Annotated in this window: 21 protein-coding genes and 1 other RNA gene; 6 read left to right on the top strand and 16 right to left on the bottom strand. The window is 46.3% G+C overall.

Going from position 1 to position 21,885, the window contains the following annotated elements:
* Positions 1 to 110: 110 nt before the first annotated feature.
* The 8 genes from CYJ37_RS27275 to CYJ37_RS12620 form a co-directional block, all read right to left on the bottom strand.
* Positions 111 to 278, bottom strand: a complete 168-nt coding sequence (locus CYJ37_RS27275; protein ID WP_009791228.1) for a hypothetical protein — start codon at positions 276 to 278, stop codon at positions 111 to 113.
* A gap of 82 nt (positions 279 to 360) precedes the next feature.
* Positions 361 to 1,515: a THUMP domain-containing class I SAM-dependent RNA methyltransferase gene (locus CYJ37_RS12590; RefSeq protein ID WP_101550154.1), complete on the bottom strand. Its 1,155-nt coding sequence runs from the start codon at positions 1,513 to 1,515 to the stop codon at positions 361 to 363.
* A gap of 182 nt (positions 1,516 to 1,697) precedes the next feature.
* Positions 1,698 to 2,086, bottom strand: an RNA gene (gene rnpB / locus CYJ37_RS12595) — RNase P RNA component class B.
* Positions 2,087 to 2,167: 81 nt separating this feature from the next.
* Positions 2,168 to 2,470: a cell division regulator GpsB gene (gene gpsB / locus CYJ37_RS12600; protein WP_009791232.1), complete on the bottom strand. Its 303-nt coding sequence runs from the start codon at positions 2,468 to 2,470 to the stop codon at positions 2,168 to 2,170.
* A gap of 85 nt (positions 2,471 to 2,555) precedes the next feature.
* The gene (locus tag CYJ37_RS12605; RefSeq protein WP_009791233.1) at positions 2,556 to 3,116 is read right to left on the bottom strand and encodes an SLOG family protein; all 561 of its coding nucleotides are present in this window, start codon (positions 3,114 to 3,116) and stop codon (positions 2,556 to 2,558) included.
* A 109-nt stretch (positions 3,117 to 3,225) separates the two neighbouring features.
* Entirely contained in the window at positions 3,226 to 3,549 is a 324-nt protein-coding gene (locus CYJ37_RS12610) for a CotD family spore coat protein (protein ID WP_022544119.1), read from the bottom strand.
* Between the two features lie 380 nt (positions 3,550 to 3,929).
* Entirely contained in the window at positions 3,930 to 5,243 is a 1,314-nt protein-coding gene (locus CYJ37_RS12615) for a ribonuclease H-like domain-containing protein (RefSeq protein WP_009791236.1), read from the bottom strand.
* Entirely contained in the window at positions 5,227 to 7,530 is a 2,304-nt protein-coding gene (locus CYJ37_RS12620) for a DEAD/DEAH box helicase (protein ID WP_009791237.1), read from the bottom strand. The genes CYJ37_RS12615 and CYJ37_RS12620 overlap by 17 nt, the downstream gene beginning before the upstream one ends.
* Before the next feature lie 253 nt (positions 7,531 to 7,783).
* Here CYJ37_RS12620 and CYJ37_RS12625 point away from each other — a divergent pair, with 253 nt between their 5' ends.
* The 3 genes from CYJ37_RS12625 (at position 7,784) to CYJ37_RS12635 (ending at position 10,168) form a co-directional block, all read left to right on the top strand.
* Positions 7,784 to 8,686: an ABC transporter permease subunit gene (locus CYJ37_RS12625; RefSeq protein WP_094767174.1), complete on the top strand. Its 903-nt coding sequence runs from the start codon at positions 7,784 to 7,786 to the stop codon at positions 8,684 to 8,686.
* The gene (locus tag CYJ37_RS12630; protein ID WP_094767173.1) at positions 8,683 to 9,600 is read left to right on the top strand and encodes a peptide ABC transporter permease; all 918 of its coding nucleotides are present in this window, start codon (positions 8,683 to 8,685) and stop codon (positions 9,598 to 9,600) included. The genes CYJ37_RS12625 and CYJ37_RS12630 overlap by 4 nt, the downstream gene beginning before the upstream one ends.
* Positions 9,601 to 9,688: 88 nt before the next feature.
* Positions 9,689 to 10,168: an Hsp20/alpha crystallin family protein gene (locus tag CYJ37_RS12635; RefSeq protein ID WP_101550157.1), complete on the top strand. Its 480-nt coding sequence runs from the start codon at positions 9,689 to 9,691 to the stop codon at positions 10,166 to 10,168.
* A gap of 115 nt (positions 10,169 to 10,283) precedes the next feature.
* On the opposite strand, the gene CYJ37_RS12640 is transcribed toward CYJ37_RS12635, so the two are convergent.
* The 3 genes from CYJ37_RS12640 to CYJ37_RS12650 form a co-directional block, all read right to left on the bottom strand.
* Positions 10,284 to 12,680, bottom strand: coding sequence for an ABC transporter permease subunit (locus CYJ37_RS12640; RefSeq protein ID WP_101550160.1), 2,397 nt, complete (start codon positions 12,678 to 12,680; stop codon positions 10,284 to 10,286).
* On the bottom strand, positions 12,673 to 13,536 hold the full coding sequence (locus tag CYJ37_RS12645; protein ID WP_009791244.1) for an ABC transporter permease subunit: 864 nt from the start codon (positions 13,534 to 13,536) through the stop codon (positions 12,673 to 12,675). Before CYJ37_RS12645 ends, CYJ37_RS12640 begins: the two co-directional genes overlap by 8 nt.
* 151 nt (positions 13,537 to 13,687) lie before the next feature.
* Positions 13,688 to 14,233, bottom strand: coding sequence for a YppG family protein (locus tag CYJ37_RS12650; RefSeq protein WP_253617908.1), 546 nt, complete (start codon positions 14,231 to 14,233; stop codon positions 13,688 to 13,690).
* Positions 14,234 to 14,423: 190 nt separating this feature from the next.
* Between CYJ37_RS12650 and CYJ37_RS12655 the strand changes: the two genes are divergently transcribed.
* Entirely contained in the window at positions 14,424 to 14,630 is a 207-nt protein-coding gene (locus tag CYJ37_RS12655) for a YppF family protein (protein WP_022544120.1), read from the top strand.
* An 83-nt stretch (positions 14,631 to 14,713) separates the two neighbouring features.
* Here the strand turns inward: CYJ37_RS12655 and CYJ37_RS12660 are convergent, their stop codons facing one another.
* The 3 genes from CYJ37_RS12660 to CYJ37_RS12670 all read right to left on the bottom strand — a co-directional run bounded on the left by CYJ37_RS12660 (position 14,714) and on the right by CYJ37_RS12670 (position 17,129).
* A complete protein-coding gene (locus tag CYJ37_RS12660) occupies positions 14,714 to 15,082 on the bottom strand; it encodes a YppE family protein (protein WP_240683980.1) in 369 nt (122 codons plus the stop codon).
* An 89-nt stretch (positions 15,083 to 15,171) separates the two neighbouring features.
* A complete protein-coding gene (locus CYJ37_RS12665; RefSeq protein ID WP_129611976.1) occupies positions 15,172 to 15,438 on the bottom strand; it encodes a hypothetical protein in 267 nt (88 codons plus the stop codon).
* A gap of 704 nt (positions 15,439 to 16,142) precedes the next feature.
* Complete coding sequence (locus CYJ37_RS12670; RefSeq protein WP_101550163.1) at positions 16,143 to 17,129, bottom strand: DUF2515 domain-containing protein; 987 nt, start codon at positions 17,127 to 17,129, stop codon at positions 16,143 to 16,145.
* Positions 17,130 to 17,262: 133 nt separating this feature from the next.
* Here CYJ37_RS12670 and recU point away from each other — a divergent pair, with 133 nt between their 5' ends.
* Together recU and CYJ37_RS12680 are read left to right on the top strand one after the other, a co-directional pair.
* Positions 17,263 to 17,880 carry a Holliday junction resolvase RecU gene (gene recU, locus CYJ37_RS12675; RefSeq protein ID WP_269147768.1) on the top strand — a complete coding sequence of 206 codons (618 nt, stop codon included), beginning with the start codon at positions 17,263 to 17,265 and terminating at the stop codon, positions 17,878 to 17,880.
* Positions 17,881 to 17,914: 34 nt separating this feature from the next.
* Entirely contained in the window at positions 17,915 to 20,665 is a 2,751-nt protein-coding gene (locus CYJ37_RS12680) for a penicillin-binding protein 1A (protein WP_101550165.1), read from the top strand.
* 38 nt (positions 20,666 to 20,703) lie between these two features.
* Here the strand turns inward: CYJ37_RS12680 and CYJ37_RS12685 are convergent, their stop codons facing one another.
* Together CYJ37_RS12685 and nth are read right to left on the bottom strand one after the other, a co-directional pair.
* Complete coding sequence (locus CYJ37_RS12685) at positions 20,704 to 21,234, bottom strand: YpoC family protein (RefSeq protein WP_101550166.1); 531 nt, start codon at positions 21,232 to 21,234, stop codon at positions 20,704 to 20,706.
* The gene (nth, locus tag CYJ37_RS12690; protein ID WP_009791255.1) at positions 21,234 to 21,881 is read right to left on the bottom strand and encodes an endonuclease III; all 648 of its coding nucleotides are present in this window, start codon (positions 21,879 to 21,881) and stop codon (positions 21,234 to 21,236) included. The genes CYJ37_RS12685 and nth overlap by 1 nt, the downstream gene beginning before the upstream one ends.
* Positions 21,882 to 21,885: the final 4 nt, after the last annotated feature.

Below are 21,885 nucleotides of genomic sequence, written 5' to 3' on the forward strand. Positions count from 1 at the left end.
GGAATTCGTCAGTACAGGCTGTACATTTATCATCTTGAACGGCAAAAAACCGGCGCTCCCTTCGAGGAGGCCAGCCTTGTGCCTGGTTATTGCCGGACACCGGGCAGGATTTACTGCTGCCTGCCGGAAAGGGAAAAGGACAGGGCCTGCCGGAGCTCATGCTGGGCACTTTTCAGTTCATCCAGCACCTGATCGGCAGGCGTTTCTTTTACCAGCATTTCCATCGAGTAGTCAAGCGCCTGAGAAATTCTATTGAAATCAAGAGTCCTGTAATCCATTGGCTCTCCTCCTGTAAATAAAACTAGCCCATCTAATCCAAAACCGATAGAGTATTGCTAGTTTATTCAATAAGAGAACCCTTTATTCCTCTTTCTGCCTGTTTTCTCTTGGCGGACGCTTGCCCCAGTATTGATAGAGGTCTGTTCGGATGAAACCGTTGAACAGCTTCCTTTTCTTGGTTGCCTGGCGCCCGAAATGCTGTTCAAAGTCCTCATCAGAAGTAAGCATATAAATCGACCATGTATCCAGCCCTGAGAGCGCTTCTCCCATTTCACGGTACATTTTCTGTACAGCCCCTTTTTCCCCAAGCCTCTCGCCATATGGAGGGTTGCCGACAATCACACCATATTCTTTATTGGAGGTAAAGTCCCTCACCTGCATCTGCTTGAATTGGATCATGTCCCCCAGGCCTGCTTCAAATGCATTTTCCTGGGCAATTTTCACCATCCTGTGATCAATATCAGATCCAGTGATATCTAATGGCTGATCATAGTCTGCCAAATCCTCAGCTTCATTTCTGGCTTCATCCCATACCTTTTCCGGCATCCAGCCCCACTTCTCAGAGGTAAATTCCCGGTTAAAGCCCGGGGCAATATTCTGCCCGATCAAGGCCGCCTCGATCGGGATGGTCCCTGATCCGCAGAAAGGATCTGCAAATGGCTTGTCCGGTGTCCAGTTCGTCAGCTGGACGAGCGCAGCAGCCAGGGTTTCCTTCAGCGGAGCTTCTCCCTGTCCTGCCCGGTATCCCCGTTTATGAAGGCCGCTTCCGCTGGCATCCAGAGTCAGGGTTGCTGTATCTTTCAGCATAGAGATTTCAATGCGGCATAATGGACCCGTTTCATCAAACCAGCCTGTTTTTTTATACTTTGTCCTCAGCTTCTCGACAATCGCCTTTTTGACGATTGCCTGGCAGTCGGAAACACTGAACAGCTTTGATTTGACAGACTTGCCGATTACCGGGAACTCAGCATCTTCTGCAATATACTGTTCCCATGGAAGGCTTTTTGTTTTTTCAAACAGCTCATCGAAAGTATAAGCTTTAAATTCGCCGATTTTGATTTTGATCCGGTCTGCCGTTCTCAGCCATAAATTGCTTCTCGCTATAGCTGTCTCATCCCCTGTGTATTCAACTCTTCCGTTTTCCACCTGGCATTCATAGCCAAGTGCCCGCACTTCCTTTGCAACGAGCGCTTCAAGCCCCATTGCCGCTGTTGCGATGATTTGGTATTTTCCCATGTAAGACATCCTTTCCAGTAGGTCTTCCCTTCATTATTGCCGGCCAGCGGTCCGCTTCATCCATGATAGCCTGAAGAAGTTTCCGCGTGCAAGTGTTCCCCATGAGGGTTTTGGTATGTATTAAAAAAGCCCTCCTGCAAAAGGAGAGCTTTACCATTTCAAAAATCATCTCACTAATAACGTTCTGTAAGCCATGTTTTGTTCCTTTGTACTGCAATCGACCTGAGTCTCGTACTAAGGCGGCAATCATCTATCTACAGATATAAAATCTGTCCTTCTCCTTGTTCATTTCCTCAGAGAAAGTGCCCCTACCATTATTTGGGTTTCTCGCTCGCGGGGTTTACCTCGTTCCACCCTTCCCATTTCTGGAAAGGCTCCGTCACTGTGGCACTTTCAAGGTATTCATGCCATATCCCGAAGGACTTAGGCATTTTCCCTGCCGTCAGCCGCGCAATCGCCCGGCTGCCCTGGCTTATGACTTCGCCAGGCACGAACACTACGGACATCTCAGTCCGTGCGAGCATGGACTTTCCTCTGCAGCAGCAAGCTGCCGCAGCGATTACCCGAACGTTATTAATGACTACAAATGATATTATATGCAATCTGGCTTCCAATAGCAATGGTTTTAAAAAGGAAAATCAGTTAAAAGCTGTTATTCATAAAGTTTGCTGCCAAACACATGCTTTTCCAGGTTGGAAAGGCGCTTTAAGATATCAAAGTTCGTTGTTCCGGCAGTCTGGGTGCTTGCAGGCCTTCTAGAGGCTTCATCAAGCTGTTTCTTCAGGCGCAGGTTTTCCTGCTGCAGATCTTCAATTTCCTGGTGGAAGGTTTCATAATCCTTGATGATCAGATCCAGGAACTTATCGACATCTTCAGGCTTGTACCCCCGCATCCCTGCCTTGAATTCTTTTTCCAAAATGTCTTTTGCTGTTAACTTAACTTTATCGGATAGCATCACATTCACCTCAGTCTATCGCTGAATAATCTTAATATATTTTTTCAAAAATATGTACTTTTGTCAATTTATCTTTGGAACTAAATTAAAATTCCTGGTTCTTCAGCTGCTCTTCTTCAACAATCAGCTGAAGATCATAAAAGGAAATCATCCTGATTTCATAAGGATTCTTTTCCTGATAGCTTTTAGCTGTTTCATAAATGAATTTTGGCGTTCCTTCCTTTTCCGTATCATAGACAAGAAGAAGCACATCGCTTTTTTCGATAAGGAATTGATTCTTCAGCCTAAACTGCCAGGGCTTTTCGTAAGGCTTCCTTGTTACTGAATCTACAAAATCGGCCTGGGAAATCACAGATTCATACCACTCTTTATTGGAATCGCTCCAGTTCTGCTCCTGGTCAAGGAAAGGTGTGATGACGGCCAGCTTAAGATCAGGATATTCATCGAGCTGCAGCTGAAAGACCTCCTCAGCAGCCCATAACTCTGCGCCCGGCTGCCCGCTGATGATCACCCATTCAAGCCCTTCGTCAAGCATACCGAGCAGGCTCTTCCTGATAGCAGCCCTTATGAAAGCTGCTGCAGGGTCATTTCGTTTGAAAATTCCCAACTCGTGGGGTTTATAGCCTGAGACAACCGCTGTTTTCATTTGGGCTGCTCCTTTCTATGTAAAAATAATATGCGATTTATGGAAAAAATTGAGCAGGGGCCTGTATACAGGCCCCTGCCTTGGTAATGCACCTTAATATGGCAGGTTATTATCTTCCGAAGCCAGGGCCGCCAAAGCCTGGGCCTCCGAACCCAGGTCCGCCGAAGCCGCCTGCTCCAGGGCCGCCGAAACCAGGGCCTCCAAATCCAGGGGCCGGTCCAGGGCCTGCGACAAACTGCTGGTTTGTCACTTCATTTACAACTGATTGTGTTTGTGGGAAGTAATGCTGATGCTGAAAATTAATGTGGTTGACTGTCGTAGTGTGTGTAGGATGGATATGAGGCACCACATTATTCTGGAAAGTATGATTTACACAGCATTTTGTCGGATGGACAACTGCCGGGCAAATATTCGGTCTTGGTCCGCAATGCATAATTAAGATCTCCTTTCATTCTGTTATATTTACACTAACAAGTTATGATGAAAGGGGGAATCTTGTACTAAGGAAAACACCTAATTTTATGCATTTGCCGGGTTTTTTTTGCTACAGCATAACATAAAAACTGTCCTTCATGCTGGAAAAAATAATGACTGTCAGACAGATGACAACAAAAAACAGGAACAATATCGCTTTATACATCCAAACCAGCCTCACTCTTTTTATTCACTGTATGTAGCATACAACATTCAATTTTACAGCTTCAATGAGGTACAGACAACTAATAAATAATGGTTTTTACACATAGAAATATTAAAGTTTTGTTACAGCGGGCAAAGCGGATTTTCTGGGTACAAAAAAACGCAGCCAGGGTGTTATTTTCCTGATGCTGCGCTTTTTATACCGGCAGAAGCGGTATCATTCCGGGACTGTTCTTTTTCCAGCTTAGCATAGAGTCTCCGGATCCTCTTATCTGTTTCCGGTTTGAGCTTATCTGAGGTACCAGGTGCAGGAACGGCTTCCAGCGCCTTTCTCGCTTTTTCAGCATAATGGACTGCGCGCGCAAGGTCTTTGCTGCGATGCTCAAAATATTTTGCCAGTTCAATGGAGGATTCAGCCGTAATTTTCGGATCTGCCTCCGAATCGGCGCATTCCTGCCATAGGGCTGCCGCCTGTTCCCAGTCCTTCAGTTTCTTGTGTTCAAATGCGAGTGCATTCCTGGCCTTCACTGACTCTTCATTCTCTGTCTGTGCTGCCTGCACAAAGGCTGCTTTTGCAGAAGAAGTGTTGCCGAGAGAAGAAAACCACCGCCCTACTTCATAGGTTTCCGCAGCGGTCCGGCTGCCGTCCAGCCCAAGGAGCTGATAGGAAAGATGTGTGTACAGCGTTATGAGCGACAGGATATCGATTTCATTATGCTTCAGGATTCCGAGCATGCCTTCGGGGTTCTTTGTCTGCACGTAATCAAAATAGATCATCGGTGCAAGGAAGCCTGGTATATCATCTTTCCGCTCAACGCCAAGCACTTCCTTCTCGACGATGGAAAGCTTCAGCCTCTCAAGCCTGTGCTTCCAGATCCTTCGGGATGCGTGGTAAAGATCGAAATGCCCGAAAGGCGGAAGCTTGGGCACCTGTTCCCTGATAAGGGTATGCCTTGTCTTCACCTGCGGCCAGTCAAAAGCTTTGCCATTATAGGTGACCATGGTTGTATAATCCACGCTGTCCAGGAAGCTCTTATAAAGCGGCACCTCTGCACCGGGATGGGGAAGGATATGCTGTTTGAGCTTCACACCATCACGCGTCACACTGGCATGCCCCAGCAGGAAAATCGTGTTTCCGGTGCCGCCGCCAAGACCCGTAGTTTCTGTATCAAAGAAGAACAGCTCATCAGGCTGATGCCCGGCAGAGGAAAGCGGATGGGATACATCCCCGCTGTTCCAGGCATTCACTGCAGCCGCAAAATCAGAGAACCGGTAATTACCATGCTTCCAGTCTAGCGGATATTCCTTTTCCCTGACGAGGCAGAAGCTGTCCTCAAAATGGAATGGAAAAACCCCGTTTTCCTTCCATAGGTCATGAAGCATAAATTCCTGAGTAGCTTCTTCTGCCCTGACAGGCTTAGCCGGTTCACTCCCCTGTTCTTTTGAGAGATGAGGCTTTAATCGGTTCAGCTTATTTTTGAGGCTCATACCGCTCCCCCTCCATAGCCGTTTTTCTGAATAATGCCAAAAGCTTCAAGACATCGCTTTTGGCCGTATTCATAGCTGAATCAGTGCCAATGCACGATGGACAGCCGTTCTCGCAGGAGCAGCCTGCTACCATGCCTTCAGCCTTCTGTATGACCGTTTCAATCCCATCATAGAGCTTTTCGCTCAGACCTATGCCTCCCGGGTAGCGGTCATAAAAGAAGATGGTCGGCTTCTCATTATGCGCAGCCTTTACCTGCGGTACAACGAAAATATCCTGCGGATCGCACATGACAAACAGCGGGGCAATATGCTTGAGTGCATGTGCGGTCCCGATCAATCCTTCTTCAATCCGGTCTTCATCAAATTGGATCTGCTCCTTGCCGATGGATATCCACGCCGAGCTTGTATGCAGCTCTTCCTGCGGCAGGTGGATCGGCCCGGAACCGATGTTTTCATGTGTTTCAAACTTGATCTTCTTGAATATCGTTGCCATGGCCAGCACGCTCACATCGCCATATCCGATTTCCATTTCACCGCGTGACCTGTTTTTATCTTCTTCAAGCACTTTCAGCTCAACGGCAAGATTGGCATCTGTGAAATAATCCACATCAACCTCCCTCACATACGCTTTCTTTTCATCCCAATCCAAATACTCAACCTGGAACTGGGTGCCCTGATGGAGGTAAATGGCTTCATCATGCAGGAGCGTCATCGCAGAGAAACGGTCCATTTCACCTATCACCTTCACGTTTGCAATGTCGGACTGGTCAATGATGATGACATTTTCCTGTGATGCAGACCGGAGGCTGATATTGTGGGCAGGAAAAGAATCGTTCATCCAATGCCATTTATCGCCGTTTTGGTAAAGCACCCTTTCTTCTGTCAGATATTCAAGAAGTTCCTCCGTATCGGCAGTACCGAATTTCTCCCCATACTTAAATGGCAGCTCATAGGCGGCACACTTCATATGGTCGATTAAAATGATGAGGTTGTCAGGATTGATCCTGGCCGTTTCCGGGCTTTTATTGAAAAAATAGTCCGGGTTCTGAATGACGTACTGGTCCAGGGGGCTGGAGCTGGCAACAAGGATGACGAGAGACTCGCCATGCCTCCGCCCTGCCCGTCCCGCCTGCTGCCACGAGCTTGCGATTGATCCCGGATAACCCGTCATGATGCATACCTGAAGCTGGCCGATATCCACGCCAAGCTCCAATGCATTTGTACTGACGACCCCGTAGATTTCACCCGCACGCAAACCCTTTTCAATCGCCCTTCTCTCTGTCGGCAGATAGCCTCCCCGGTAGCCTCTGATGGCTTTCGGCCCCAGCTGATGCTTGACCAGCTCCTGGAGGTAGGTGAGCAGGATTTCGACTCTGACACGGCTCCTGGCAAATACAATAGTCTGGATGCGGTTTTTCAAAAGCCTCCCGGCCAGCTTCCTTGCTTCAAGCGTGGCGCTTCGCCGAATATTCATCGGTATATTGACAATCGGCGGGTTATAGAACAAGAAGTGCTTCCTTCCGCTTGGCGCCCCGTTATTGTCTATCAGCTCCATTTTCTTTTCCGTCAGGTTTTCAGCAAGCTCAAGCGGATTGGCAATGGTTGCCGATGTGCAGATGAAGAGCGGGTCGCTCCCGTAGAAACGGCAGATGCGCCTGAGGCGGCGGATCACGTTTGCCACATGGCTGCCGAAGACGCCTCTGTAAATATGAACCTCGTCAATGACAACATATTTGAGATTTTCAAAAAGAGAAACCCATTTGGTATGATGGGGAAGGATCGCCGAATGCAGCATATCAGGGTTCGTTATGACAACATGGCCTGCTTTCCTAACTTTTTCCCTTATATTAGCCGGAGTGTCGCCATCATACGTGTAGCTGTTGACAGGGAGCTCCGCTTCCTGGATCAATTCATTTATTTCACTCTTCTGGTCCTGGGCCAGTGCTTTGGTAGGGAATATATACAACGCCCTCGCCTTCGGATCGCTGATGGCCGTCTGGAGGACGGGAAGATTGTAGCATAGTGTTTTTCCAGATGCAGTTGGAGTAACAGCCACAAGGCTTTTTCCTTCAGAAGCAGCCGCATAGGCAGACCTCTGGTGTGTATAAAGACGGCTGATGCCCCGCTTTTCCAAAGCATTTCTCAAGGATGGATGTATATCATCCGGCAGATCCTCTGTTTTTGCTTCTTTTTCTTCAATTGTATGCCAATGGACAATATTATCCTTGAACTCTTCGGTCATCTTTAAATCTTTTAATATCTCCTGGAGATTTTTCCTGAGCTTCATTTTCCGTTCACCTCATACACCCATTCTACCGAATAAACGTTCGTTCAAAAAGGATTTTCTTTTGTTTTCCTGTTGGATTTATCTGGAACGGAACCAAACAGCCCGAATTTAAGATTATCAGATTTTTCCAAAAGTAAATTGACTGAAGGTATAAAATTTGCGACAATTCAGATATATTTTTTTTGAAAGCGGCTCTTTGGCCGCGGTTAACCTATTTTAACAGATATATAGAAGAATGGGGGTCAATCGTTTTATGCTGTTACTTAAAAAACTGTTCATTTTTCTCCTTGTGCTGGCGAGCTTTCTATTGATTCTGCTGCTGCCAAGAGAACCGGTCATCCATCAGCCTTCCGCATTTCACATTGAAATGGATTATCCTTTCAGTGCAGAAGCCTACAAAAATAAGATTCAATCCTTCTTTCAATTTATCCAGAAGGAAAACGGATTTGGCGAGAGCCGGACTGGAAGGAAGGTGTCCGAAGAAACCATCCTTTATATGAAAAGAAGCCTCGGAATCATTCTTCCTGCTTTCTTTATCAGCATGGCAGCTGGAATACTGGCAGGAATTGCAAAGTTTTCGATGCGCCTCCGTATGCGGGGTAAAATTCAGGAAGCCTTGTCCTGGCTGTTTTCATCGGTTCCGGATTTTTTTCTGTATATGAGCCTGCAGTATATATTGATCAAGCTGATTCAATGGGGATTTCCGCAGATTACACTATACGGCCATGAGCATTGGTACAGTTTTCTTCTCCCAATGATCTCACTGACACTTTTCCCTTTCATTCATATGGTCAATTTTACCGCTGCTGCGATGGACAAGGAAAGCGGGGAAGATTATATCCGGACAGCCTACTCAAAAGGGCTGGGAAAGAAAAAGATTTATCTGCATATCCTTTTTAACTGTGCCGGGACACTTCTCAATCAGGCGCAGTTCATTATGCTGTATATCTTATCGAGCCTGCCGATCGTGGAGAAGTTATCCGGCTACGAGGGAGCAGGAAACAATCTGCTTAAAAGCATCCTGAATTATAATGATGTTTCTTCTTTTGCGCTGATGCTTCCATTCCTGGTGCTGATGTTTTTAACCATACTGGCCTCTCAATCAGCTAAATATCTCTTTATGCCAAAAAGGGCAGGGGGAAGTGAACTGATATGAACAGAAAATTTCAGTGGAAAAAATATAGTGTATTTATTATAAGCCTGGTTTGTCTCGGGATCCTGGCATTTATTGCTTTCATCGGCCCTTTCCTCCCTTTTATAGACCGGGAGCTGTCCACAATCACTTATATTATGGATGAGAACCGCAAGCCTGTCATCCCGCCATACGGGCCAAATGAAGACTTCCCGCTCGGAACGGACAAATCGGGCAGGGATCTGCTGAGCATCATTGTGCTTGGCGCCAAGGAAACGCTTCTCCTTGTGATTGTCATTACAGCCCTCAGATATGCATTGGCGATTCCCTTTGCTTTCCTGGCGCATAAAAAGGTGCTGGCGGCCGATTCTGTCCTCAAATGGCTGAATGGCTTCCTATCTTATATCCCGACCATCATCATTGTCATACTGGTCGTTAATCTGCCGCCTTTATTGTTTGCAAAAGACCGGCCTTTCTGGCTGATCCTTGTGGTTGCCCTTTCTGAAGCAGCCAGGGCTGCCGACATGATCAAATTGGAATTCGATGAAGTATCATCAAAAGAGTTCATTACAGGGGGAATAGCAGCGGGAACCACTCCCTTTGCCATGTTCAAACGATATTATATGCCTTTTCTGTATGGGAAAATCCTGGTCTATATGATCTCAGATCTGGGAAAAGTAATGTTCCTCCTGGGACAGCTAGGCTTTGTTGGCATCTTCATTTCCCAGCAGTTTGTCCAGACGCCAACAGGGCTATGGGAATTTGTCAACACATCCATCTCCTGGCCGATGCTTCTAAAAGATGCGTTTATCGACATCCGGGGCCCGATCTGGATTCCATTCTTTGCAGCCTTGTTCATGACTTTTTCTATATTCACCTTCAATCTCCTTTCCCAGGGGATCAAAAATATTTTTGCGCGGAAAATCAGGTATCTATAAGTAAGAGGGTGAGTCTTTCTCAAAGGGACCAATCGGGCGCTGATTGCATAATATATCCCAAGATTCTGTTTTGGGAGGAGATGCATGAATGTCTTCACAGCTGCCTGATGGCCCAAAAAAGAAAGAGAAAAATGAGCCATTCAGCGATATCATGAAATCGATGAACACATTCTTTCAGGAAAAACCCGTCAAAGGGTTCTTGCAGAGCATTGATGATTTCTTTAAAACTCCGTTTCCGCAGAGTTCCTTTTCTGTCCGGGTATCTGAAACCGATAAAGAGCATCATATTACTGCAGAGCTGCCGGGGATAAAAAGGGAGCAGATCCATATTGACGTACTGGATAATTATATTACCATTTCAGTCAGCCACGCGGAAACCTTACTCCAGGAAGATGATAAACACAGGACCTTCAGCCGGAAGCAGACGATGCAGCAATCATCCAGGACCATCCCGCTTCCGCAGACTATCAATGAAAAAAAGGTCAGGGCTTCTTACCAGGACGGCCTGCTGATCATCCGGATACCTAAGCAGTCAGGCAAGAAAATCATCATTGATGAAAATAATTAATGCCTATTGAGCTCACCTGCCAAAGGCAGCCAAAGTTCCTCTTTACAGGCCGAAAAGCTCCCTTGCAATTGCAGCAAGGGAGCTTTTTACATGCGGCATTCCAGACGGCAGAATATTATTCAAGCGTCAGCCAGTCGGTAAAATAGCCTTTCGGGACAAGAAAGTAGTCTGCGGCAAAATCCGCAAACATTTTCGAATCCACTTCTTTGAATTTAAACTTTTCGTAGTACGCTGAGAGGAACTCCATCCCCACAATACGCGGGTCATTGCCTTTGACCATGAAACGGTTATTGACTAATTCGAGCAGCTTCACTGCCGGCTGGCCATACACATATCCGTTATGCGACACTTCATCCAGCGGCACATTTGAATGCTGTCGTTTAACTGATTCTTCTTCTATGCTCTTCATCCGGTTAAGAGGAAGAGAAAAAGCCCTAATTTCCCCCTCGCCTTTTCCCGCATAGAAATACATGCTGGTTGCAAACTCGGTAATCCCCTCATCCACCCATGCTTCATAATAAGGATCATTAGAAACGGTTCCGTAGAAGTACTGATGGGCGATCTCATGAACGATGGAAACCTGGTAGAAATACGAATCCTCAATATACGGATTGATCGTAACGATGCCGGGATATTCCATAAACTGACCTTCATCCAGGACGACATCAAGCGTTTCATGAGGATATTCCCCTATTTTATCCTGGTAGAAGGAAAGAGCCTTTTTGGCAAGATCAAGCGACTGTTCAGGATCTTTGTTATGATCATCCTCCGTAAAGAGCCTTACCTTAACCCCCTCTTTTGCTTCTGCTTCATATACCTTTGTATCTTTAAGGATACTGATGAAAAAGTCCCTGACCTTTTCAGCCTTCAAAGTTCCCCTGGTTTCAGAGGCTGGCGGGTCTTCATCTGCTGTTGAGGCAATCGTGTAGCCTTTTGGTATATCATAGGTAACCTTGTAATCTGAAAAATCGGTATGGTAGGTTTCCAGCCCTTCGGAATACTTCTCCTTATTCCATTTATGCTCACGGAAGGTTGCCAGCATCGGGTACCATTGGGCAAGGTAATAATTTTTATCCACTTTCGAGAAACGATTTCCTTTTTCAGGAAGGGTGAACTCATAGTTTATCTCAACTTTGCCTTTATCGCCTTTATCCATTTTTTCTGAAAGGAAGACGCTTAAGGTATCATCCTTCAGTTCATAATCCGCTTCCTTCCCGTCCACCTTGATGTAATTCAGAGTGACGGAGGCGTAGCCTTCCACGCTTTGAAATGAATGGCCTTCCTTGAATACATTCGGGATAAAATAGAACACCAGCTTATCCCATTCATCCTCTGACTCATTCTTCACTTCAATATTGGCTGTCGATGAGAATTCTCCTTGCTTGTTCATCTTAAGGCTCAGGTCATATTCAGCCTGGCTGAAGTTTTTCACCCCTATATCCTGATCCTTTGTGGCATACACATAAGTGCCGGCACTGATAAAGAGGATCAAAAGGATTATAAGCGCCATCGGTTCAGGCGACAGCAGCTTCCTTCCTTTTTGGGCTATATAATTTTTCCTTACTGGCTTCAGCTTCGGCTCCTGTCCGGTTTTGATCCAAGGTGTTCTCTGGTAATTGGACTGGAATCGGTTTTTCATGCCATTGGCCAGAAGGCTGAATGAAATGGTCGTGATCAATAAGACTGCAAGGGGCACCATTAAAATATGAAGGTTCCCATAAATATTTCCCCTTGCCTGGCCGACCAGCCCTGCCAGCTCTTTCGTTATGGAGTGAAACAGGAGCGGATCATAGGTGACCCTTGTACCGCCGACAAAGATCTCCAGCAGGCCAAGCTGCCCCATGATCGTGATCACATAGACAATCTCAAGAATGAACATGACAAGAAATGTTTCTTTGAGCTGAGGGAAAATATGTTTCCAGATCAGCCTGTGCCTCCCTGCCCCCAATGCCCTGGCAGCTTCAATGTATACAGATTTGTTCAGCTCTGCCGTTTTCTGCCGGACAGATGAGACAATGCTTGGAATGCTGACAAGGGAAGTGATCAGGATGAACAGCATGATAAGCTTCCATGTCGGAATGAATGACAGCGTGTTGATTCCCCTGAAGAAAAAGTAAACGATCAGAAACAGCGGGACAAAGCTCCACGCATTTTCAAACGCCAGCAGCCATCCCGGTGTCCGCTTCCAGGTCCCCACATACAAACCGATAATGGTACCCAGCACCATCTTGATAAAAGTTACGGCAATCGCGATGAAAACTGTGTATTTCAGGCCATTTAGAATCATGGATGCAATATCATAGCCCCATCTGTCAGTCCCCAATGGATATTCGCCAGATTCAAACGGCTGGATCGGCGGTGCGAGCACCTTTCCATCCCGATACTGTGTCTCCAGCGCTTCAGATAATTGATGGGGCGCCAAATACGGCCCGAAAACAGCAAAGAAAAGCAGAACACTGACTAGAAATACGCCAATATATAATGAGTAATTCACTCTGAGCAGCTTATTCATGGATCAGCACCCGCTTAAATAAGTAAAATAATAATCTGATAGAAAGATAAACGATCAGCGACATCAAAAGCATTGCGAACAAGCCGATCGCAATGGGCTGGAATCCATTAGCCTGGAAAATGAATTTCGTGATTCCTGAAACGTTCATTATGTATTCAACGATAAATAAATTTCCTATCCCAAGCGAAATCACCTTTGTCATTTCCGCCAGGATAAAAGGCTCGATGTTTTTAAAAACATGCTGAAGATTGATATAATCCAGCCGCATCCCTTTAGCCACCGCGGTCCTGATATAATCTTCGCCGCTCAGCTGATAGTATTTCACTGCCACCAGCTTAAACAGATACAATGTGGGGGCTATCGCCACAAGCACTGTCGGAAACCACGTGTTCAGCGCACCGGAATCCGGCCTCAGGGAAATGATCCTGATCCCCGTCATTTTATAAAATTTCACGGCAAGGATCATGCTGGCAACTATAATGATGAAATCCGGAATGGATGCCAGAATGTTAAGGATATAATTGAATCCCCTGGCTGCCCGGAACCTGCTGATAAAGACACCGAAAACCAGGCTGAGCACGACCGCTGCCAGGATCCCCGCTTCCATGATTTTCAGGCTTGTGATAAAGAACCGCCCGATATCCTCCCCGATGGACCGTGTCCTCGTCCCCTGCTGATATGTACCTAAATCCCCGTCTGCTATTTGTGTGAAAAATTCGCCGTATACCTGCGGCAGCGCACCCGGATCAAAGCTCAGCGATTGTGTTTCCGGATCTGCGGTTACCATTAACGGCAGTGAGGCAATGAGCAGGATAAGCAATACCACGATGATAAGCTGCTGTATTTGCCTAAGCATATTGACCACCCCTTTTTATATGACCTACAGTCAATGTTTCCATTTTCCAATCCCTTCACAATTTTGTCAATAATATTCCATGAATTCCGAAATTTTCGGTTTTATATTGGTGAAAGCCAGATAGAAAAGAACAGCCTTCCTCAGCTGTTCTTTATACTTTGAATATGCCTCCCAGCCCTTTGACCATAGATGAGACCTGATTAACTGCGCTCATCATTTGGCCGGCTGTATTCATCATTTTGTTGAAATCAAGGGATCCATCCTGGCCTTTAAAGGAATTCATGATCGACTGGACTCCCGAAGGCTGCTTTGCCATGAAAGACTGCTTGGGGTATGGATTCATGAAAGGGTAAGGATTATGGGGCTGCTGGCTTTGCGGCTGCTGATATGCTTCCTCCTGCTGCAGCGGATTTTGAAAAAGCCCCTGGCTTACAGGCTGCTGGGCCTGCGGCTGGACTTGAGGCTGAATGGGCGGCTGCATTTGATGCTGATAGCCCTGGAAATAGGGCGGCGGATTATGTGCCTGCTGGAAAGGAATGAAGTATGCTGATTGACTGCCGGCAAAAGCCTGGGGCTGATATTGGGCCTGGGGGCTTCCTTGCATTGGAAATGCGGAATAGTATCTGTGCCGGCCGTATATGCCGCTGCCCCCTGGCTGCTGCACTCGTGCCGGAAATCTTCTGTTTTTTTGAAACATGGGCAGACATCCTCCTAATACTGATCGCTACTTTAAATTATGATGCATCTGCCCAATTTGTGCATTGCAGGTAAGATTATCCGGTTTTGTCTGCTTATGATGAATTTTGTCGGAAGTTTCAATTTTTTAAAAACGGAGAAACTTTTTTGTTTCATGATACGATATGGGAAAAGGCGGAGGAGGAACATTAATGAACATTCACGAACTGAGACTGAAATTTTTGCAGCTGAAAGATTATAGCCCCGAGAGCGTCAATGAATTATTGGATTTCGCCAAGAAAGCCTATATCCACAATGAGATCACCATTAATGAATACCGCAACCTTATTCGTGAGCTTGAAGCACAGGGAGCCGTAGCTGACTGTTCCTTCACCGCAGCAGCAAATCTGCAGAATTGATCCCCGGAGGGTATAGCGGGACACGGGCCGCAATAACTTTAATCAAAAAAAAGCTTAGCCTGCGGACAATTGTCCTGCAGGCTTTATTTTTTTTCGTCTAAATGGCCAAGGAGGACATTGAGGACATATTTGGTGGAGTTATAGTAATTAATGAAACGGGTCCGGCTTGTTTCCGGGAAGAAGCATTGGACAGTAATCAGTTCTATATGCTCCGCTGCCGAACTGATCTGATTTTCATGCAGGTTCTTGGGCCTGTTTTCCGCGATCCAGCCGGCAGCCTGATAGGCCCACTCGTCCAGCAGCTGTTTGCTATGATCGGCAAAAGGCTTTACTTCCGCATAGAAATCAGGCTTGGTTCCCCTTTCCCGCGCCTGGCGGTAATGGCCTGCCGCTTCCTCCGTGCATTCCAGCAGCTCTCTAGTCAGCCTGTCTAAATGTTTTACCTCGTCCATATATTTCATCTCCAGTTGGATATTTGTCCAAAAAAATAAAAGTAGCGTGGGTATCCAGCTACTAAAGATCATTCTTTATTTTAGACAACCTAATAGCCCAATTCAAGCTTAATGCTGTCATTACCGCCTGTCATCTTTCGGTCCCTGCCGTCCTTTTTCCCGATTTCCTGAAGCCGATTTTCAGCATTGGCCAGCCTTGATTCGCAATATATCATCTTTTGCTGATGTTCCTCCGCCATTTCTCCCCTGAATTTTGAAAGGCTTGTCTCAAGTGCTGCATCCAATTCTTCCAGCTGGTCATATATCTCATTCAGCATATGGAGCAATTCTTCTTTCTGTGAAGTGTGTTTCATCATATAACCTCCCTTTTTCATATATCTCCGACTGTACGGCTTTTTGCTATTCACTGTATTCGCCTTCTCTTTTCACTTCCCTTCACCCCTGACAAAACTAGAAGCGATTCGCCAAAGATAGTTATATTTTTCAATGGAACAAAGAGCGTTTCGACACATCTTGAATGGATGAAAAATTGGTGATTGAACACACTAAAGGATGGAGGTGTTGAAAGATGGCAAACAAGGAAAAACAAAATAAGGTTCAGCCAAAAAAGCAGGAAGAAACGAAAACTGGATTCGGCAGCAAAAAGCTGGAAGGCCCGGACAGACCTTCCACCTGATGAAAGCAAGGGGGATCCCTTGCTTTTTTTTGTATTGATGGCTGAGCAGATTATGAATTGGTTTTAGTAAAACCAAGGTTCCTTAATCCAGGAACTTCATTCAATAGGATAGAGGAAGATTGGAGTCTGTAATTTGGACCTGGGTTATTATATTTTGAACTTGTCAGCATTGCGGTTCCGGCTGGTGTTCTAGAACCGTTATTTTTCGGTTTTGCCGGAATAGTGGTTCCAGCCTGGATTCTAGAACCGTTATTTTTCGTTTATAGCAGAATAGTGGTTTCAGCCTCATGTTCTAGAACCGCTGTTTTTCGGTTTTTCTTTAAAAAGCAGCGCCAGCTGGTGAACTATATCCCGCTCCAGCTGATCCGCAATGCCGGACTGCGTTTACCTTTTAAACCAAATAAACTTCTTTAATCCCGCTGCCCGTTCCAGCTGCCTCTGCTTATGCAGGAACCATTCTGTCATCAGGACAGACTCTTCTGTCTCCCCTTCTTCTGCAAACCACTCCGGGCTGACTCCTCTCTCCTTTGACCAATCATGCTTTTCATGTATGTGATGGCTGATAACGGGGTAAGTATCTTTTAAGGTTTGCAAAGCCCGCTTTGTCCCGCCATTGAGGAATTGTTCGTAATCCAACCTTGATCCCGTGTGAGGCACTTTTCCTGCAAACTTCAGGAACTCCGGAAAATGAGCGGGTGAGAACAGAATCCCTGCAAGCCTTTTTCCGAGCATGATTCTTTCGTCCGTTTTCCTGAACTTCTTTACACTTGCTCCATAAAGCTGGCCGCTGCAGGTTGGAAACAGGACCGAGCTGAAATGCATCCAGTCCTGGATGGAAAAAAACAGTGAATGGAACACCCTCCTTTTATACACCGGATGTTCAATCACAGGGCGCTGGATCAGGTTTTGTTCATTTATTATCAGGGCAATCATTAATCTTTCCCGGTCCCCCTCCTGCCAATAGCGGTTCCATTCTTTTTCCATAAATGAAGACACATGAAAGAATGGCAGGAGATGAAACATTGGCGAGTTTTTTTTCGTCGAATATTCATAGAGAAGCAGCTGTGGAAAGGCATCTGAGAAAATGAGCCAATTGGCACGCTCATATGTAAGGAAAAGCCGCTCCCTGATTTCCGGTCCAAGGAGGCAGGACAATGACGCCTCTTCCAGATCGCACATATTCCAGCCTGCATTTCTGGAAACCATACTCGCCAGGAAAGCCCATTGGATGTCCGGGTTGGATTGATAATAGTCGAGATATGCATGGGTTCTGCTGATATTATCTTTGTTATAATGATCCGCAATCGAACGGATTTCCTCTGCGAGCATCCGTTCGGAGCTGTCAAATGTGAAATTGGCTGTTTTTCTCAAAGCAAACCTCCTTGCTCACTGTTGTTATCGTTCACTTTTTGGTGCTTTTTATTCAACATTCCAGCCGGCACTTTTGGTATGATGAGTAGTGAGCGATTGCCGGCATAGCGGCACAATGAAAACAGGCAGGTGAATGCAATTGAATTTCCACTACCCAAACGGACGAAAGTATTTGCCGCAAAAGGCGGCTGCTGCGCCTGTGAAAAAGGAGAAAAAATGGACATATTCCAACAGGGGGATGACACTAGAGGATGATATAAATGAAACAAATGCTTTTTACCTGGAAAGGGGGCTGGCTGTAATCCATAAAAAGCCCACGCCAGTCCAGATTGTGAATGTTGACTATCCTAAAAGAAGTGCTGCGGTTATTAAGGAGGCTTATTTCAAGCAAGCCTCAACCACAGATTATAATGGCCTTTATAAAGGAAGATATATTGATTTTGAAGCAAAGGAAACGAAGAATAGCACTTCTTTTCCTCTTAAGAACTTCCATGCCCACCAGATATCCCATATGCGCAGGATAGTTGCCCAGGGGGGGATCTGCTTTGTACTGCTCCGTTTCTCAGAGAGCGAAGAAATCTTCCTTTTAGAAGCCCGCTCCCTTTTCCCTTTTTGGGAGAGGATGGAGAATGGCGGGCGCAAATCCATTGCCAAAACGGAAATAGAAGAAAATGGCCATAGGATCCAGCTTGGCTTCCAGCCCAGGATTGACTATATTAAAGTAATAGATTATCTTTATAATCTTACATGATTTTATGCAGATGTAAGAAAGGATGAATATATATATGGCAGAAAACTACAACTCAAGGGAGGAACGCCGGAAGCAGCAGTCTGCCGGCACCAAGAAAAAAACTCCCAAAAAGAAAAAAGGCGGTATCTTCAAAAAGATATTTCTGGTGCTGATCGCACTCGGGCTTGCCGGCATCATCATCGGAGCCGGTGCATTTGCATACATGGTCAAAGATACGCCAAAGCTTGATGAAGAGAAGCTGAAATCCGCTATCGCATCTGAAATTTATGATATGAACGGGGAGCAGATTGCAACCATCGGTTCCGAAAACAGGGATTATGTCGAGTATGAGGACATACCAAAGATCGTTGAGGAAGCAGTCATTGCAACAGAAGACTCCCGCTTTTATAAACATCATGGCATTGATCCGATCCGCCTCGGCGGTGCAGTCCTTGCCAACATCACAGAAGGCTTTGGTGCAGAAGGAGCGAGCACCATCACCCAGCAGGTAGCCAAAAACTATTTCCTCGAGTTTGATAAAAAGCTTTCCCGTAAAGCTCAGGAAGCATGGCTGGCCATCCAGCTGGAACGTAAATATACAAAGCATGAAATATTAGAGCTTTATATGAACAAAGTGAATATGTCGCAATACTCTTACGGGTTCGCGACTGCTTCAGAAACATACTTCGGCAAGCCGCTGAAGGATCTGGAGCTTCACGAAGCAGCACTGCTTGCAGGACTGCCGCAAAGCCCGAACAATTACAATCCCTTCAACCACCCTGACAAGGCGGAAAAAAGGCGGAATATTGTACTGACGCTGATGAATAAGCATGGATACATCACAAAAGAACAAATGGAAGCGGCCAAGAAGATTCCGGTCACATCCTCCCTGGTCGCCGAAGAGAATCGAAAAATCAATGGAGACATACCTTATGATTCCTTCATCGGGCAGGCCATTGCTGAAATCAACGAAAAATATGGAACGATTAATGTCTTTACAGACGGACTCAAAATATACACAACACTGGACAAAGATGCACAGGAATATGTGGAAACAATGCTTAACGGCAATGAAATTGTAGAATTTCCAAATGAAGAATTCCAGGCAGGCATAACACTCCTGGATACAAAGACAGGGGAAATCCGGGCCCTTGGCGGAAACCGAAATCCTGAAGTAGAGTTTGGCTTCAACTATGCCACTGACCAAAAGCGCCAGCCAGGTTCTACCATTAAACCTGTGCTCGACTATGGTCCCGCTATTGAACATTTAAAATGGGGCACTTACTATACTCTGGATGATAAACCTTATACGTATTCCGACGGCACCAAATTCAACAACTGGGACGGCAGGCATATGGGGCCGATGAGCATGAGAGAAGCACTCGCCCGTTCACGGAATGTCCCTGCGGTCATGGCTCTTCAGGAAGTAGGACTTGATCGGGCTAAGGATTTTGCAGTCGATCTCGGCATACCTCTGGACGAAATATTCGAATCTTATGCCATAGGAGGGCTTGGAAAAGGGGTTTCTTCCATGCAGATGGCCGGAGCCTACAGTGCCTTTGGAAACAACGGCATATACAATACTCCTCATACAGTCAAAAGCGTAGAGCTTAGAGACGGCACAAAGCTCGATTTGGCTCCGGAATCCAAGGTTGTCATGAAGGACTATACAGCCTTTATGATCACAGATATGCTCAAGAGCGTTGTAAAGGATTCTTATGGCACCGGCCAGCAGGCTAACGTGCAAGGCCTGCCGATCGCCGGGAAGACAGGAACAACCAATTATAGCAATGAAGAATTATCCAAGTACAATGTTCCTGACGGGGCGGTTCCAGATGCCTGGTTTGCCGGATATACAACGAATTATACAGCGGCCGTATGGACTGGCTATAAAGACAGGAAGAATTATCTTCCTTCAAACGGTAGAGACCAGAAAATAGCTCAAAATCTATTTAAAAACCTGATGGCCCATGTGTCTGAAGGCAAAGAAACACCTGACTTCAAAATGCCGAAAAGCGTAGAAGTCGTAAAGATTGAAAAAGGCACTTCAAAGCTCGCAAGCGCCTATACGCCAAGCGACCAGATCCTTACTGAATATGCAGTTAAAGGAGAAGCTCCTACACAGGTTTCAAAGAAATACGACAAACTTGATGCGCCGCAAGGCTTATCTGCAGTATTTGATCCAGAAGCCAATGAAGTCGTGGTTGGCTGGGAATATGGTTCAGAAGAAGGCGTGCAATTCGAGGTGAATGCTTCGGTTGACGGCAGCGGCCAGCAGCCTACGGTAACGGCTGAAAAAGGCTTAAGGTTCACTGCTCCTTCCCCTGGAAGCACATACACTTTCAGCGTTACAGCATTTAGAGATGATATGCGCAGCGATCCTGCTTCTGTTTCTGTCACCATCCCGGGAGCTCCTGAGGATGATGGACAGGAAGAACCTGAAGATGGGGAAGACGGCAGTCAGGATGAAGATGCTAACCAGAATGATGAGGAAAATGAGGAAGACAATCAGAATCCTGGCAACGGCAATGGCAACGGCAATGGCAATGGCAACGGCAACGGCAATGGCAACGGCAATGGCAACGGAGGAAATGAAGAAGATGACGGAGAAGGTGACGACAGCGGTTCTGAGGGTGAATCCGGCTCCGGCGGTGAGTCCGGGCAAACCGGCCAGAATGGAGGACAGTCCGGATCAGGCAGCGAAACCGGCTCCGGTTCTGGAGGGTCCGGCACAGGATCTGGAGGTTCTGGCTCCGGGAGCGGATCCGGATCAGGCAGCGGCTCCGGGTCTGACGGAAGCAATTAATCCGGCGCATCTTTCAAAAGTCTAAATGTAAAAAGCGTTTAAGCTTTATGCTTAAACGCTTTTTCTATGCTTGCTTTCTTTTGGCGCTGCTTTTCTAGTTCAGCCTGCAGCTCACATAATTGAATGAACGAATGATAAAGAAGCGGACTGGACAAAACAAAATCCAGCCGTTCATTTAAGTTAGCTGGCTTAACATTCAATAGCATAAACTCTTTAGGAGTATCCAGCCTGGCCGGCTGTCCGTTGGCCCAGAACAGCATTTGAACGAAGATGCCTATAGCAGACCTCATCAATTCCGCCAATCCCAACCTCTCCCGTTTCCCATGCAAAGCAGCAATGGAGGATTTTACCTCCTCCCACTGTTCAATCCTTGCGGGAAAGAACTCTTCCGCCTTCTCCCATGGCCTGAGCGCTTCAATCCCATTATAAAAAGCAATCTCATAGATGAAGATCGCATCTGCCTGAAACTCATCTGCCCAAGCTGGCTCCCAGGCTTCCTCCTCTCCCACCAGAAATGGATGGTAGACTTCAGGAGACACCTGCAGCATGATTTTTTCGCTATCCGCCATTATTTCCTCTTCATCCTTTTCCGGCCTTCCCTGCAAAGGTCAAGGAGCGGGCAGATTTCGCACTGGGGGTTTTGCGCCTTGCAGTGATATCGGCCAAAAAAGATCATCCGATGGTGCGTAACTGACCATTCTTCTTCAGGCACCTTTTTCATCAGTGTTTTCTCTACTTCAAGAACAGAATCCTTCCACCTGCAGAACCCGAGGCGTTTGCTGACCCTTTCCACATGGGTATCTACAGCGATTGCAGGCACATCGTAAGCCACAGAAACGACGACATTTGCCGTTTTCCTTCCTACCCCGGGCAGCTTTGTCAATTCGTCCCTGTCATGCGGGACAATCCCATTATACTCGTCGATGAGGAGCCTGCAGAGCTTGTGGATGTTCTTTGCTTTGTTCCTGAACAGGCCGATCGACCTGATGTCGTTTTGCAGCTCATCAAGGGAAACAGCTAAATAATCCTCTGGCGTTTTATATTTTTGAAACAGGTTTTTGGTAACCTTGTTGACCAGCGCATCTGTACATTGAGCAGAAAGGGCCACTGCAATAACAAGTTCAAAAGGGTTTTCATGATGAAGCTCGCAATGGGCATCAGGGAACATTTCGCCCATAACATCCAGGCAATGCCTGATTTGTGTTTTATTCAGCATTTGT

Source organism: Bacillus sp. UMB0728, from assembly GCF_002858875.1.
Taxonomy (GTDB): domain Bacteria; phylum Bacillota; class Bacilli; order Bacillales; family Cytobacillaceae; genus Bacillus_AB; species Bacillus_AB infantis.